Raw genomic sequence first — 12,925 nt, 5'->3', positions numbered from 1 at the left:
CGACGGGGACGGGCTCCGAGGCAGGCGGCGGCGCGACCGCCGGGACCGCCCCGGCACCGTCGACGGGGACCGCGCCCGCACCGTCGGGAGGCTCCTCCACCGGCGGAGGCGGGGGCGCAGGCGGCGCGGCGGCCGACGAGTTCGGCTTCGAGTGACGGTCGGCCCGCGGGCGGCCCCCGCGGGCCCTCGGCTCCGTCCGGCCCGGGCCGTACCGTGCCTGTGGCACACCCGAGAACGGACCCCGTGGACCTCGTCTTCATCAACCCCCAGGACGCCATCCGCGTCATCGCCGAGTCCATCGGCCGCGAGGCACGCCGCCAGCTCGTCGGCGAGGTCGTCCGCGCCTGGGTCGACGAGATCCCCGAGCCCGAGCTCGTCGGCCAGTACTCGCGCACCCTCGCGGCGCTGGACGACAACGATCTCTCCATGCTCGCGGCGTGGCACGCCTCGATGGAGGTCGGGCAGCCGCTCGCCAACCGCGAGTTCCTCGTGCGCGTCTTCCCGACGCTGGGCGAGAACCGCCGCGAGGCGATGAAGATCGCGGCCGGCTTCCGGGGCGACGACGCGTTCGACGCCGGCGTGGCCGAGGAGCAGGCGCTGCAGGCCGTCCTCCCGCACCTCTCGCGGGAGAGCGCGGAGCTGATCGTGCAGGAGGCGCTCGAGCTCTACTGCTGGGACCGCCTCGGCTCGGAGAACTGACGCCGCCGGGCGTCGGCGGATCAGTCCTCGACGCGCCGCAGGACGTCGTAGCGGCCGACGCCCGTCCGGCCGTTCATCCGCCAGCGGAAGAACGCCATGTCGAGGCGCAGGCGGCCCAGCTCGAGCGTCGTGCCCGCGACCGGCTCGCCCGTCGCCGTCCACACCGGACCCTCGTCGCTCTCCCACAGCTCGACGGTCGCGAAGGTGTGGCGCCCCTCGGCGTTGACCGTCGTCGACACGCGCGGCTCCGGCGCGTCGACCGCCTCGGGCACGTCGGACGGCTCGGGCGTCTCCTCGTCCTCGTCCTCGTCCCCGCGACCCCGGGCGACCATCGCCGGCGGCCGCGAGACGGAGGACCAGGCCACCTCGTCGGCGTGCGAGCGCGCGCCGGCCGGGCGCAGCGCGCTGACGTTGAAGGCCAGGTCGTCGCCGAACCAGCCGGTGATCGTCCGCGACAGCTCCAGGGTGTCCCAGTCGGGGGCACCCCACTGGTGGCCGCGCTGCCCGACGCCGTCGAGCTCGATCGTCCGCGGGGCCTCGCCGGGCACCTGCAGCTCGAGGCGACCGCGGACGCGGCACGGCTGCTCGTAGCCCTCCATGCCGCCCCGACGCGCGGCCGGCGTCCCCGGGGCGAGGACGAACGGCGGCCCGGTGGCCTCCAGCTCGAGCTCGAGCCGGACGCCGTCGAGGCCGACGCCCACCGTCCAGCGCCGGTGCGGCTCGATCACCCGGTGGTCGATCCCCGCCGCGTGCAGCTCGTCGTGCCCCCCGACGTCCGGGCCGACCTCGACCCCGCCCTCGGCGTGCGCGATCGCCGGCACCCCGCCGACGAAGACCATCGTCAGGCCGGACGCGGCCCCGCCGGCGAGGCCGATCCGGACGGTCCCGTGGACGCCCGAGGACTCGTCGGCGAACGCACAGGTGACCGCGTCGCTGAAGCCGGCGGCCTCCGACGTGCGGGGTCGTTCCAGAGCGGGGTCCAGAGCCATCGCGCGATCATCCCACGGGTGCGGCGGCCGCCGCCGGTGGCCCTCCCGCGGCCCGCGCCCCGCGGACGGAGGGCGCCGGAGAGGTCCGGCGCCGCGATCGGACTAGAGGGCCCCGGGTCCGCGGTGCTCGGGCGGCGCGGGCAGGACCACGCCGGAGACCGGACCCTCCGGGTCGGCCGGCCCACGGCGCTCGGTGGCGTGGCCCTCGAGGTCGACCGGGGCCCCGGGGCGACGGCCCGCGGCCCAGGAGGCGCCCTTCGCCCCGACCACGAAGGGCAGGGCGACCCGCCGCACGACGAGGCCGCCGAGGATCGGGCGCAGGACCGCCCGGACGGGCGGGGCGAGCAGCAGCAGCCCCAGGACGCCGCTCACCAGCCCGGGCAGCAGCAGGAGCACGCCGGCGACGACCACCAGCCCGGCGTCCAGGACGCTGCGCCCCACCCGCTCGCCGCTGCGGGAGGCGTCGGCGACCCGCCGCCACGCCCGGACCGTGCCACGGCCGAGGACCCGCACCCCGATGCCCGCGCTCAGCACGAGCAGGGCGAGGACCGGCAGCGCCCCGATCGCGTCGGCGACCTGCAGCGCTACCCAGATCTCGAGCACCGCACCGCCGAGGAGGAGGGCCAGGAGCAGGAGCGGCATGGACCTACGGTACGCCCTCCACCTGATCGCTTCCTGAGCGCCGCGCCCCACGGGGCAGGGAGCCCTCCGGGGTCTGTCACACTCGGTGCATGGCCACCGTGGAAGACGTGGAAGCCGCGCTCGCGAACGTGATCGACCCCGAGCTGGGGCTGGACTTCGTGGAGCTCGGGCTGATCTACGGTATCGAGATCGAGGGGGAGCACGTCCAGGTGACGTACTCCCTGACGACCCCGGGCTGCCCGATCGGTCCGCAGGTGGAGTCGCAGATCGAGGAGTTCGTCTCCGAGCTCGAGGGCGTGGGGACCGTCGGGTCCGAGGTCACCTTCATCCCGCCGTGGACGCCGGAGAAGATGAGCGAGGACGCCAAGTTCGCCCTGGGCTTCTGAGGTCGCGCCGGCGACCGGGCGGCGTTCCGCCGCCCGACCGCCGGTGAGGCACCCCGCGCCGTCCCGGGCGCATCGAAGCGCCCGCCCGCGTGTTCCATCACGCGTGCACCCCCGTTCCCTGGCCGCCGCCCCGGTCGTCCTCCTCCTGGCGGCCGCCGCGCTGGGGAGCGCACCGTCCGCCTCGGCCGCCGGGACGAGCCGCCCCACGGGGCGCCTGCTGGTCACCGTCACGGGCGATGCGCCGTCCGCGGCGTCGCGGGCCACCTCCGCCCTGCGGTCCGCGGGCTCGGGAGCCCGCCCGACCGAGACCCTCGGGGCCACCGTCGCGGTCCCCGTCCCCGGTGCGGCGACCCGCCGCCGGGTCGCCGCCCGCCTGACCCGCGACGACCGCGTCGCCCAGGTCGTCGACGAGCAGCGCGCGGTGTCCCGCGCCCTGCCCAGCGACCCCGTCCTGCGCGACCAGGACCCGCTGGCGCCGCCGCCGACGACGCTCGCGTGGTGGGCGGACCGCATGCGGCTGCCGCAGGCGTGGCGCCTGAGCGAGGGCCGCGGCACGACCGTCGCCGTCATCGACTCGGGCTTCGACCTGACGCACCCGCAGCTCGCCCCGGTCGTCGACCGGGCGCTGACCTCGCAGGTCGCGGGGATCCCCGGGACCGCGCGGACCGACGAGTACGGCCACGGCACGCACGTCGCCTCCCTGGCCTGCTCCGCCTTCGACGACGGCGCCGGCACGGTCGGCGCCGGCGGCCGCTGTCGCCTGGTGACGATCAAGAGCGACCTCTACGACCTGAGCGTCGCCCGCGCCGTCCGGCGCGCCACCGGGCTCGGCGTCGACGCGATCGTCATGAGCTTCGGCACGGACGGCAGCCGTCCCGCGTCCCGCGCCCTCCGCGACGCCCTGGTCGCCGCCGACGACGCCGGGGTCGTGCTCGTCGCCGCCGCGGCCGACGTGCCCACGACGGAGCAGGGGTGGCCCGCCAACGTCCTGCAGCCGACGGGCACGGGTGCGGACCCGGACGCGGGGATCGGGCTCACGGTCACGGCCGCCACCGCGGCGGGCTCCCGCGCGACGTTCGCGGGCTCCGGCTCGCAGATCAGCCTCGCGGCGTACGGCACCTACGCCGACAGCGGCGGGCCGCCCGGGATCCTCGGCGCGTTCCCGGCCGGCACCGTCGCCAACGAGCAGGCGCGGCCGGGCGACGAGGCCCCGGCGACGCGCACGACGGTGCGGGGCGACGGCCGGTACGCCTACCAGGCGGGGACCTCGATGGCCACGCCGATGGTGGCGGGCGTCGCCGCGCTGATGCGGGGCGCGAACCCCGACCTCGGCTCCACCGCGATCACGCGGCTGCTCAAGCGGACGGCCCGGCGGGGCTCCGGCTGGACCGAGGGACTGGGCTGGGGGGTCGTCGACGCGCAGGCGGCCGTCGACGCCGCCCGCCGGGTCGACCTGCGGGCCCCGACGGCGACGTTCTCGACCACCCCGCAGGAGCTGCGGACCCCGACCCTGGAGCTCGCCTGGCGCGGGACGGACCGGTCCCCGTCGCCGCTCGTGCCCTCGGGACTGCGGACCGTCGAGCTGTGGCGCAGCGTCGACGGCGGGCGGTTCGGCCTCGTCGGCCGGGCCCGCCGGGGCATGGCCGTCGAGGTGCCCCGTGGCACCGTCCGCTACGCGCTGCGGGCCGTCGACAAGGCGGGCAATCGCGCCCGGCTGCCGACGAAGCGCTCGCTCGTGGTCACCCGACGCTGAGGCGCTCCGCCGCGACCACGGCGGCGAGCTCGTCCAGCCGCGCGATCTCGGCCGCGATCCCGTCCGCGATCAGCTTGAGGTCCGGCAGCGCGTCGTGGTCGCCGATGAGGCCGAAGTTCACGGCCCCGTCGTAGGAGAGGATCGCGATCGCCAGCGCGTGGTCCTGGGGCAGGAACGCGATCGGGAAGGCGCGCTCCATCCGCCGACCGCGGAAGTACAGCGGGAACTGCGGGCCCGGCACGTTCGTCACGAGCAGGTTGAACAGCCGCGTGGAGAACGTCAGGCGCGAGGCCTGCGCCAGGATCGTCGGGGGCGCAAAGTTCTGGACGTCGGAGATCGCCTGGGCGCCGAGCGCCTGCTTGCTCTCCTTGAGGTCCTTCATCGCCTCGCGGATCAGCGTCAGCCGCTGGACCGGGTCGTCGACGTAGACCGGCAGCGGGCCGCGCATGGCGGTCAGCCGGTTGCCGAGCTGGCCCTGCTCGTCCTTCTGCCGGGTGGACACCGGCACGAGCGCGCGCAGCTCCAGACCCTCCGTCCGCACCCCGCGACTGCGCAGCCACTCGCGCAGCGACGCGGTGACGACGGCCAGGACGACGTCGTTGACGGTGCCGCCGAACGCGTCCTTGATCCGCTTGAACGTCGCCAGGTCGCCCTCGACCGCGCGGTAGCGGCGGTGGGGCCCGATCGCGACGTTCAGCGGCGTGGCGGGCGCGGGGTTCAGGAGCGCCCACGCCATCTCGCCGACGCCCTCGCCGACCTCGCGCGCACGGGAGATGGCGGCCTTCGGGCGGGTCAGCGCCTCGACCGCCCGGGTCGCGCCGACGACGCCGGCGCGGGCGGCGCCCTTGACGCCCCCGGCGAGCAGCTCGGCCGTCGTGGGGACAGGACGCGGCTGCCACGCCTCGTCGGGGTGCGGGATCACCATCGGCTCCGGGCCGATGTCGAGCAGGGCCGTGGCGATGTCGATGCCGCTCAGCCCGTCGATCAGGGCGTGGTGGGTCTTGGAGATCATCGCCCAGCGATCCGTCTCGATGCCCTCGATGATCCACAGCTCCCACAGCGGCTTGGAGCGGTCGAGGCGCTGGGAGAAGATCTGGGCGGTCGCCTCGCGCAGCTGGTCGCGCTTGCCCGGTGCGGGCAGCGCCGTGCGGCGCACGTGGTACTCGAGGTTGAACGCCGGGTCGTCGATCCAGACCGGGTTGCCGGACCCCAGCGGCGCGTGCTCGAGGCGCTGGCGGTAGCGCGGCAGCAGGTGCAGCCGCCCGCGGATGGTCTCCAGGACCTCGGAGAACGGGGGCGGTGGCCCCTCGAAGACCGTGAGTCCGCCGATGTGCATGTGCGAGGCCGGGCCCTCCTGGTGGAGGAAGCCGGCGTCGACGGCCGTGAGCCGGTCGGAGCGCTGCTGGGCCATGGGAAGGGTCCTCCGTCGTCGAGCTGCCGCGGACCGGGCCGCGCGAGCACGCCGCGTCCGGGACCGCCACCGCCCACCCTACCCGCGGGGTCCACCTTCGTCGTCGGAGGAGCCGGCTGGCGTAGGCTCGGGCCCGATGCCCGACCGCTCCTCCACCCGGCGCGCCGTGCGCCTCGCCGCCGGCGCCGCGGTGGTGGCCCTCGTCCTGGTCGCCCTCGTCCTGACGGTCCGCTCCGGCGACGGCGACCCTGCGACGACCCGGTCGGCGGCCACGACGGACGTACCCGCCACGCCCGCCCCGACCGCCCGTGCCGCGACCGGGGACGCGCTGGACGCGGCGCTCCGCGCCGCCAGGCGACCCGACCGGGCCGTCCCACGGCCCCGCACGCGCCGGTTCGACGCCGACCGGGCCCTGCGCCTGGTCCGCCTGCAGGTCGCCGCGGGCCCCCGGCCCGCGGGCTCCGAGACCCTGGCACGGGTGCGCAGGGAGCTGGTCCGGCGACTGCCCCGGGCGCGGGAGGAGGCCGTCGCCGGCCACCCCGGCCTCGTCAACGTCGTCGGCCGGATCCCCGGCCGGGCACCGGCCGTCGTCCTGGCGGCGCACTACGACACGCAGCTGCGCCCGGCGGGCTTCGTCGGCGCGAACGACTCGGCGGCCGGCACCGCCGTCGTCCTCGAGGCCGCCCGGGCCCTCGGACGGCAGAGCCGGCCGGCCGGCGCGCGCGAGGTCCGCTTCGTCCTGTTCGACGGCGAGGAGCTGCCGGTCGGCGGGTCGGAGGACGAGTTCGAACGGGACGGCCTGCGCGGCTCCCGGGCCTACGCGGCGGCCCATCGCGGCGAGGTCGGGTCGCTCGTGCTGGCCGACTACGTCGCCAACCGAGGCCTGCGCCTGCCGCGCGAGCTCGGCTCGGACCCCGGGCTCTGGCGCCGCGTCCGGGCCGCCGCCTCGCGCGTCGGGGTCGGCAGCGTGTTCGCCGGCACCGGCGTCGGGATCATCGACGACCACCTGCCCTTCCTCGAGGCGGGCGTCCCCGCGGTCGATCTCATCGACTGGGACTACCCGCAGAAGAACACCGCCCGCGACACGCTCGACCGGCTGTCGGAGGGCGCGATGGACGCCACGGGGGAGACCCTCGTGGACTGGGCGGCGGCGGAGCGCCGGCGCTGATCCCCGCAGGGGCCGCCCGTCGGCCCCCCTGCGTGCGCCATCTCCTACTTCGTCGGTCGGGAATCGGTGTCGGCGAACGCCGGAGGCAGGTACGATGGAGGGGTGACCACGCTCCCCACCCCGGACACCGTCCTGCTGGCCCGCCCGCGCGGCTTCTGCGCCGGCGTGGACCGGGCCGTCGTCACGGTCGAGCGCGCGCTGGACCTCTACGGCCCCCCGGTCTACGTCCGCAAGGAGATCGTCCACAACAAGCACGTCGTGGAGAGCCTCCGCGCCCGCGGTGCGGTCTTCGTCGACGAGCTGACCGACGAGGTCCCGCCCGGCGCGATCACCGTGTTCAGCGCCCACGGCGTCAGCCCGGCGGTCCACGAGGACGCCGCGAAGCGCGGTCTGAAGACGATCGACGCCACCTGTCCCCTGGTGACCAAGGTCCACCGCGAGGCGGTCAAGTTCGCGGAGGAGGGCTACCACATGATCCTCATCGGCCACGCGGGCCACGAGGAGGTCGAGGGCACGATGGGCGAGGCGCCCGACCACATCACGCTGGTCGAGACCATCGACGACGTCGACACGCTGGACATCGACCCCGACACCGAGAAGCTCGCCTACATCTCGCAGACGACGCTGTCGGTGGGGGAGACCCGCGACATCATCGCCCGGCTGCGCGAGCGCTTCACCCACATCACGGGTCCGCGCAAGGACGACATCTGCTTCGCGACGACCAACCGCCAGGCCGCGGTCAAGGAGCTGGCGGGGCAGTGCGACCTCGTGCTGGTGATCGGCTCGAAGAACTCCTCCAACTCGCTGCGCCTCGTCGACGTCACGCGCGAGCTCGGCACGGACTCGTACCTCATCGACCACGTCTCCGAGGTCCAGGACGAGTGGCTGGAGGGCAAGGCGACCGTCGGCATCACGTCCGGCGCCAGCGCCCCCGAGGAGCTCGTCGCCGGGCTCGTCGAGCTCTTCCGCTCCCGCGGCACCACCGAGGTCCGCGAGCTCGAGGTCGTGCGCGAGGACGTCCGCTTCATGCTGCCCAAGGCCATCCGGGTCGAGCAGCACTCCCGCGAGGCCCTCCAGGCCTGAGCGGTCGCGTGACCGTCGACGCGGTCCCGACCACCCTCGTCGTCTCGGACCTGCACCTGGGGTCCGGATCCGGCACCGACCGGCTCCGGGACCCCGGGCCGGTCCAGGACGCGCTGCTCGACGCCGTCGGCGACGTCGAGCGGCTGGTCCTCGCCGGCGACCTGCTCGAGCTGCGCCACGCGTCGCCCCGGACGATCCTGGAGCGCGCCGCCCCGTTCCTCGCGCGGCTCGGCGGTGCGCTGGGCCCCGACACGGAGGTCCTGCTGCTGCCCGGCAACCACGACCACCGGCTCGTCCGGCCGTGGCTGCACGAGCAGCACCTCGCGGGCACGCCGCTCGCGCTCACCGGGACGGTCGATCCCGCGACCGCCTCGCCCGTCGCGGGGGCGGTCGCGGACGCCCTCGCCGCAGGGGCCGGCCGCGGGCCGCGGCTCCGCGTCGGCTACCCCGCGGCGTGGCTCGTGCCGCCCCCGGCCGACGGCCCCGGCGGCGTCCTCGTCACCCACGGCCACTACGTCGACGCGCTGTGGCGCATGCCGACCTTCGAGCGGCTCTCCGCCGGCCTCGCCGCCCGCAGCCACGGGGTCACCGTCGACGACCTGCGCACCCCGGACGACTTCGAGCGCGTCCTGTCGCCCGGCTACGGCTGGATGGACGCGCTGGCCGACCACGCGGTCGGGACCCGCGTCGGCGGCTCGCAGCGCGCGTCGGCCGGCGTCTGGCAGCGACTGAACGAGCGGGGCACCTGGTCCGGTCGCGGGCTGCGACTCGCGGTGCCGCGCGTCGTGGCCGGGCTCCGTCGCGCCGGCATCGACGGGCTCGAGGACCGCCTGACCCCCGAGACGCTGCGCCTCGCCGGTCTGCGGGGGATGGATCGCGTCGCGGCCCACCTGGGCGTGCGGCCCGCCCACCTGATCGTCGGTCACACCCACCGCGCCGGGCCGCTCCCGGGCGACGCCGCCTGGGAGTGGCGGCTGGAGCGGGGCGGGGGCCGGATCTGGAACACGGGCTCCTGGGTGGAGGACACCGGCGACCCCGGTGGACCGGACTCCGTGGCCTACCGGCCCGGCCGCGCGGTGCGGATCGATACGGACGGCGTGCCCCGCCTGCTCGACCTGGTCGGCGGCTCCCCCGGCCGTTAGCGTGCGCCCCATGCGCACGCCCCCACGTACGCCGGGAACCCTCCTCCTCGGCACCGCCCTGCTCCTCCTCGTCCCCGCGGGGGCCGACGCGGCCTACGACGGCGGCGTCCGGTCCGTCCAGCTCGGCGACGCGCGCCCGGGCGCCGTCTCGCGCCCGCTCACGATCCGGGTGGCCCAGGACCCGATGATCAGCCAGGGCCCCCGGGAGGTCCGTCTGGCGGTCCAGGGGTTCGCGCTGGACCCCGGGACGAGCAGCGGGCGGCGGATCGGGACGGTGGACTTCGAGTCCAGCCTGGGACCCTTCACGGGGTTCGCGGTGAACACGGCAGGGCCGGGCGACGGCGCTCCGGGGCGCTGGAGCCTGAACGCGCCCGCGATCGGCTCGGTGTCGGCGGGCGTCCGTCCCGGCACCGACCTCGACGACCAGGGCACGCCCGTCGCGGCGGCCGGGGCGACGCTGCTGGCGGTGAAGCTGCCCGACCTGCCGTTCGGCGCCCGGGTGTCCAGCGTCACGATCAAGCTGAACGTGGACGACAACGGGTGCGCGACCGCGACGCCGGGCGCCGTCAACCCCGCCGCGGGCTCCTACCGCGTGCGCACGTTCGTCACCGCGACGGACGCCTCGACGAAGCTCACGGACGTCACCACGCGGATCCGGGCGGACGCGGACGTCGGCGGCGTGCCGAAGGGCTGCCCCGTCCCGCCGCCGACCGGCGGCGGGCCCGTGGATCCGTCGACCCCGGCCGCGCCCGCGGCGGTCCGCCCGTCGGTCCGCCTCAGCGCGCCCGTGCGCCGCGTCGCACCGGGGAAGGTCCTGCGAGTCCGGCTGCGCGTCGCCGGCGGCCCCGTCGAGGTCCGCGTCCGTCGCGGGACGAAGACCGTGAAGCGCCTGAGGAAGGTCGGGCCGTCCGGCCGCACGTTCGCCTTCCGCGCCCCGCGGGCCGACGCGGGGCGGGTCGTCCGGCTCACGTTCACCCCGAAGGGTGGGCGATCGCGTTCGCTGAACGTGCGCGTGACGCGCTGAGCGGCGCTCGGCCCCGGGACCGCCTCGGCCCCGGGGCGGTCAGCCGTCGTCCGCCGCGGACGGCGCGAGCCCCGGCGCGAAGCTGACGCCGAGGACGGTCGTGCCGTCCCCCGGCTCGAGCGTCAGCTCCCCGGCCGTCGAGACCTCGTGCGCTAGCAGGAGCTGCGCGCCGGGGTGCTCGACCGCGACGGTCTCGCCGTTGACGACGAGCGACCCGGGGCGGTCCGGGGGCGGCTGCACCGTCGCCCAGACCTCGCCAGCGGTGTAGGACCCCGACCACGGGCCCTCCTGGTCGGGCGTGGGCATGACGAGCAGCGCGTCGTCGCCGTCGACCGGGCGCAGCGGGGCCAGCGGCTCCGCCTCGAGGCCCAGGAGCTCGAGCACCAGCTCCTCCGTGGCCCGCCAGCCGCCCTCGCCGTGCTCGTAGTCCACGAGCCAGCTCTTCCCGTCGAAGAGGTACCGGGACGGCCACCCCGGCGCCTCGAACTCGTCGCGGTAGGCACCCTCGTCGTCGATCAGCACCGGGAACGTCAGGCCGAGGCGCTTGATCGCCGCGCCGACGGTCTTGTAGCCCCGCGAGATCTCGTACCCCGGCCAGTGGACGCCGACGACCCGCAGGCCGGCCTCCTCGTACCGCTCGTGCCAGGCCTGCAGGTAGCGGACGCTGCGCACGGACGCGGGCCGGGCGAGGTCGAAGAACTCGATCAGCACCGGGCGGCCCTTCTGCTGGTCCATCCGCAGCATCGCCACGTTGGCCCAGAGCGCCGGGCGGGGGAACGGGGGAGCGGGGATGGTCTCCGCGGGCACGCGCATGAGGGCGGAGACGGTACATCGTGACCCGGCCGGGCCGACGGGCGGCGGATCGCGCGGCCGTCGGGCTCCCTACCATCGAGGCCATGCACGACGCTCGACCGGGACGGTCGCGACGGGCGCTCGCGGCCGGGATCTCCGTCGCCGCGGCCGCCCTCCTGCTGCCGTCACCGGCGGCGGCACACGGCCTCGGCGGCACCCGCACGCTGCCGATCCCCGAGTGGCTCTTCGCGTGGGCGGCGGCGATCGTCCTCGTCGTCTCGTTCGTCGGCCTCTCGATCCTCTGGCCCCGGCCGCGCCTGGCGCAGCTGGCCGAGGGCCGCTCGTGGGCGGTGCCGGCCCCGGTCCGCCACGGCGGTCGCGTCGTCCTCGGCCTCCTCGGCGTCGCGCTCTGGGTGCTCACCGTGTGGGCGGGCCTGACGGGGACCGAGAACATCCAGGCCAACCTTGCGCCGACCATGGTCTACGTGGCCTTCTGGGTCGGTCTGCCGGTCCTCTCGCTGTTCGTCGGCGACCTCTGGCGGGCGCTCAGCCCGTGGCGGGCGATCGCGGACGCCGCGGGCTGGATCGGCCGGCGCGTCGGCGGCGAGGACGCCCTCCCCGCACCGATGACCTGGCCCGCCCGCGTGGGCCTGTGGCCCGCCGCCGCGGTGCTGCTGGCGTTCGCGTGGCTCGAGCTGGCCGCTCCCGACAAGGACGCGCCCGACCTGCTCGGCCTGCTCGCGCTGCTGTACGGCGCGGCGATGCTGATCGGCAGCGGGATCTGGGGCACGCGGTTCCTCGACCACGCCGACGGCTTCGACCGCTACTTCCGCCTCGCGGCGTCGCTGTCCCCGCTGCGGTGGGCCGACGGGCGCCTCCACGTCCGCTGGCCCGGCACGGGCCTGGCGGGCGTCCGTCCGGAGCCGGGGCTCGCCGCGGTGGTGCTCGTGCTCGTCGGCTCGACGACCTTCGACGGCCTGTCGGGCGGCGAGCTGTGGACGGCCAACGGCGCGCCCGGGGTCTGGCTCACCGATCGCTTCTCCGACCTCGGCCTCGGCGCCAGCGGTGCGGCCACGGCCGCCGCCACCGTCGGCCTGGCGGTGACGCTCGGGCTCGTCAGCGGCTTCGTCCGCCTCGGCATCGCAGGCGTCCGCTCCGTGGACCCGACGCGGCTCCGGTCGCGCGAGCTGATGGGCCGGTTCGCCCCGACGATCGTGCCGATCGCCGTCGGCTACGCGGTGGCCCACTACATCTCGCTCCTGGCCCAGCGGGGGCAGACGCTCGGGTTCCTGCTGTCGGACCCGCGCGGGACGGGCTCGGACTGGTTCGGCACCGCCGGCTGGGGCGTGGACTACGGCCTGCTCAGCGGCAACTCGGTCTGGTACGTCCAGGTCGTCGCCCTCGTGCTGGGCCACGTCGCCGGTCTCGTCGCGGCGCACGACCTGGCGCTCCGGACCTTCCGCGGTCCCCGGTCGGCAGCCCGGTCGCAGTACTGGATGCTGGCCGTGATGGTGGCCTTCACGTCGCTGGGGCTATGGTTGCTGTCGTGACCGTGCTCGCCCACATCGGCCACTGGTACCACGTCTTCCTGTACCTGGCCCCCGTCGTGCTCGTCGCCGGCGGGCTCTGGTTCGCGGGTCGTCGGCTGCCCGAGGAGGGCGAGGACGGCTACGACGTCGACGGCGAGCCGCTCGGGCCCGACGTCCGCCCCGGCGCGTAGCCGGACCCGCCGCCGCGGCCCTGGAGGCCGTGCGGCGCGGACGGCTCCCGGGGAGCGCCGAGCGTCCCGGGTGCCCGTGGTCCCGGCGGCCCGGTCGGGGCTCGTCGGCGGGCCCG

Annotated in this window: 13 protein-coding genes; 9 read left to right on the top strand and 4 right to left on the bottom strand. The window is 76.2% G+C overall.

The window, feature by feature from the left end:
* Positions 1–243: 243 nt before the first annotated feature.
* Entirely contained in the window at positions 244–699 is a 456-nt protein-coding gene (locus tag Q7T67_RS04015) for a hypothetical protein (RefSeq protein ID WP_304786239.1), read from the top strand.
* 20 nt (positions 700–719) lie between these two features.
* Here Q7T67_RS04015 and Q7T67_RS04010 read toward each other — a convergent pair whose 3' ends face one another.
* Both Q7T67_RS04010 and Q7T67_RS04005 read right to left on the bottom strand, forming a co-directional pair.
* Positions 720–1,688 (bottom strand): hypothetical protein, encoded by a 969-nt coding sequence (locus tag Q7T67_RS04010; protein ID WP_304786237.1) that lies wholly within the window; start codon positions 1,686–1,688, stop codon positions 720–722.
* A gap of 102 nt (positions 1,689–1,790) precedes the next feature.
* Complete coding sequence (locus tag Q7T67_RS04005; protein WP_304786235.1) at positions 1,791–2,330, bottom strand: FxsA family protein; 540 nt, start codon at positions 2,328–2,330, stop codon at positions 1,791–1,793.
* A gap of 89 nt (positions 2,331–2,419) precedes the next feature.
* Between Q7T67_RS04005 and Q7T67_RS04000 the strand changes: the two genes are divergently transcribed.
* Both Q7T67_RS04000 and Q7T67_RS03995 read left to right on the top strand, forming a co-directional pair.
* The gene (locus tag Q7T67_RS04000; protein WP_304786233.1) at positions 2,420–2,716 is read left to right on the top strand and encodes a metal-sulfur cluster assembly factor; all 297 of its coding nucleotides are present in this window, start codon (positions 2,420–2,422) and stop codon (positions 2,714–2,716) included.
* Between the two features lie 103 nt (positions 2,717–2,819).
* Complete coding sequence (locus Q7T67_RS03995) at positions 2,820–4,469, top strand: S8 family serine peptidase (RefSeq protein ID WP_304786231.1); 1,650 nt, start codon at positions 2,820–2,822, stop codon at positions 4,467–4,469.
* On the opposite strand, the gene Q7T67_RS03990 is transcribed toward Q7T67_RS03995, so the two are convergent.
* The gene (locus Q7T67_RS03990; protein ID WP_304786229.1) at positions 4,456–5,880 is read right to left on the bottom strand and encodes a wax ester/triacylglycerol synthase family O-acyltransferase; all 1,425 of its coding nucleotides are present in this window, start codon (positions 5,878–5,880) and stop codon (positions 4,456–4,458) included. The genes Q7T67_RS03995 and Q7T67_RS03990 overlap by 14 nt on opposite strands.
* A gap of 136 nt (positions 5,881–6,016) precedes the next feature.
* Here Q7T67_RS03990 and Q7T67_RS03985 point away from each other — a divergent pair, with 136 nt between their 5' ends.
* The 4 genes from Q7T67_RS03985 (at position 6,017) to Q7T67_RS03970 (ending at position 10,297) form a co-directional block, all read left to right on the top strand.
* Positions 6,017–7,048: a M28 family metallopeptidase gene (locus Q7T67_RS03985; protein WP_304786227.1), complete on the top strand. Its 1,032-nt coding sequence runs from the start codon at positions 6,017–6,019 to the stop codon at positions 7,046–7,048.
* 102 nt (positions 7,049–7,150) lie between these two features.
* Complete coding sequence (locus Q7T67_RS03980) at positions 7,151–8,131, top strand: 4-hydroxy-3-methylbut-2-enyl diphosphate reductase (protein WP_304786225.1); 981 nt, start codon at positions 7,151–7,153, stop codon at positions 8,129–8,131.
* 8 nt (positions 8,132–8,139) lie between these two features.
* On the top strand, positions 8,140–9,273 hold the full coding sequence (locus Q7T67_RS03975; RefSeq protein ID WP_304786223.1) for a metallophosphoesterase: 1,134 nt from the start codon (positions 8,140–8,142) through the stop codon (positions 9,271–9,273).
* 10 nt (positions 9,274–9,283) lie between these two features.
* Positions 9,284–10,297 carry a hypothetical protein gene (locus Q7T67_RS03970; RefSeq protein ID WP_304786221.1) on the top strand — a complete coding sequence of 338 codons (1,014 nt, stop codon included), beginning with the start codon at positions 9,284–9,286 and terminating at the stop codon, positions 10,295–10,297.
* A 39-nt stretch (positions 10,298–10,336) separates the two neighbouring features.
* On the opposite strand, the gene Q7T67_RS03965 is transcribed toward Q7T67_RS03970, so the two are convergent.
* Positions 10,337–11,110: a redoxin domain-containing protein gene (locus tag Q7T67_RS03965; protein WP_304786219.1), complete on the bottom strand. Its 774-nt coding sequence runs from the start codon at positions 11,108–11,110 to the stop codon at positions 10,337–10,339.
* 83 nt (positions 11,111–11,193) lie between these two features.
* Between Q7T67_RS03965 and Q7T67_RS03960 the strand changes: the two genes are divergently transcribed.
* Positions 11,194–12,639, top strand: coding sequence for a fenitrothion hydrolase (locus Q7T67_RS03960; RefSeq protein ID WP_304786218.1), 1,446 nt, complete (start codon positions 11,194–11,196; stop codon positions 12,637–12,639).
* Positions 12,636–12,809, top strand: a complete 174-nt coding sequence (locus Q7T67_RS03955; protein ID WP_304786216.1) for a hypothetical protein — start codon at positions 12,636–12,638, stop codon at positions 12,807–12,809. Before Q7T67_RS03960 ends, Q7T67_RS03955 begins: the two co-directional genes overlap by 4 nt.
* The last annotated feature ends 116 nt before the right edge of the window (positions 12,810–12,925 follow it).

Origin of the sequence: Patulibacter sp., assembly GCF_030655195.1 — a bacterium.
Taxonomy (GTDB): domain Bacteria; phylum Actinomycetota; class Thermoleophilia; order Solirubrobacterales; family Solirubrobacteraceae; genus Patulibacter.
Note: the sequence above shows the minus strand (reverse complement) of the source record. Positions and strands in the feature narration are given on the sequence as shown.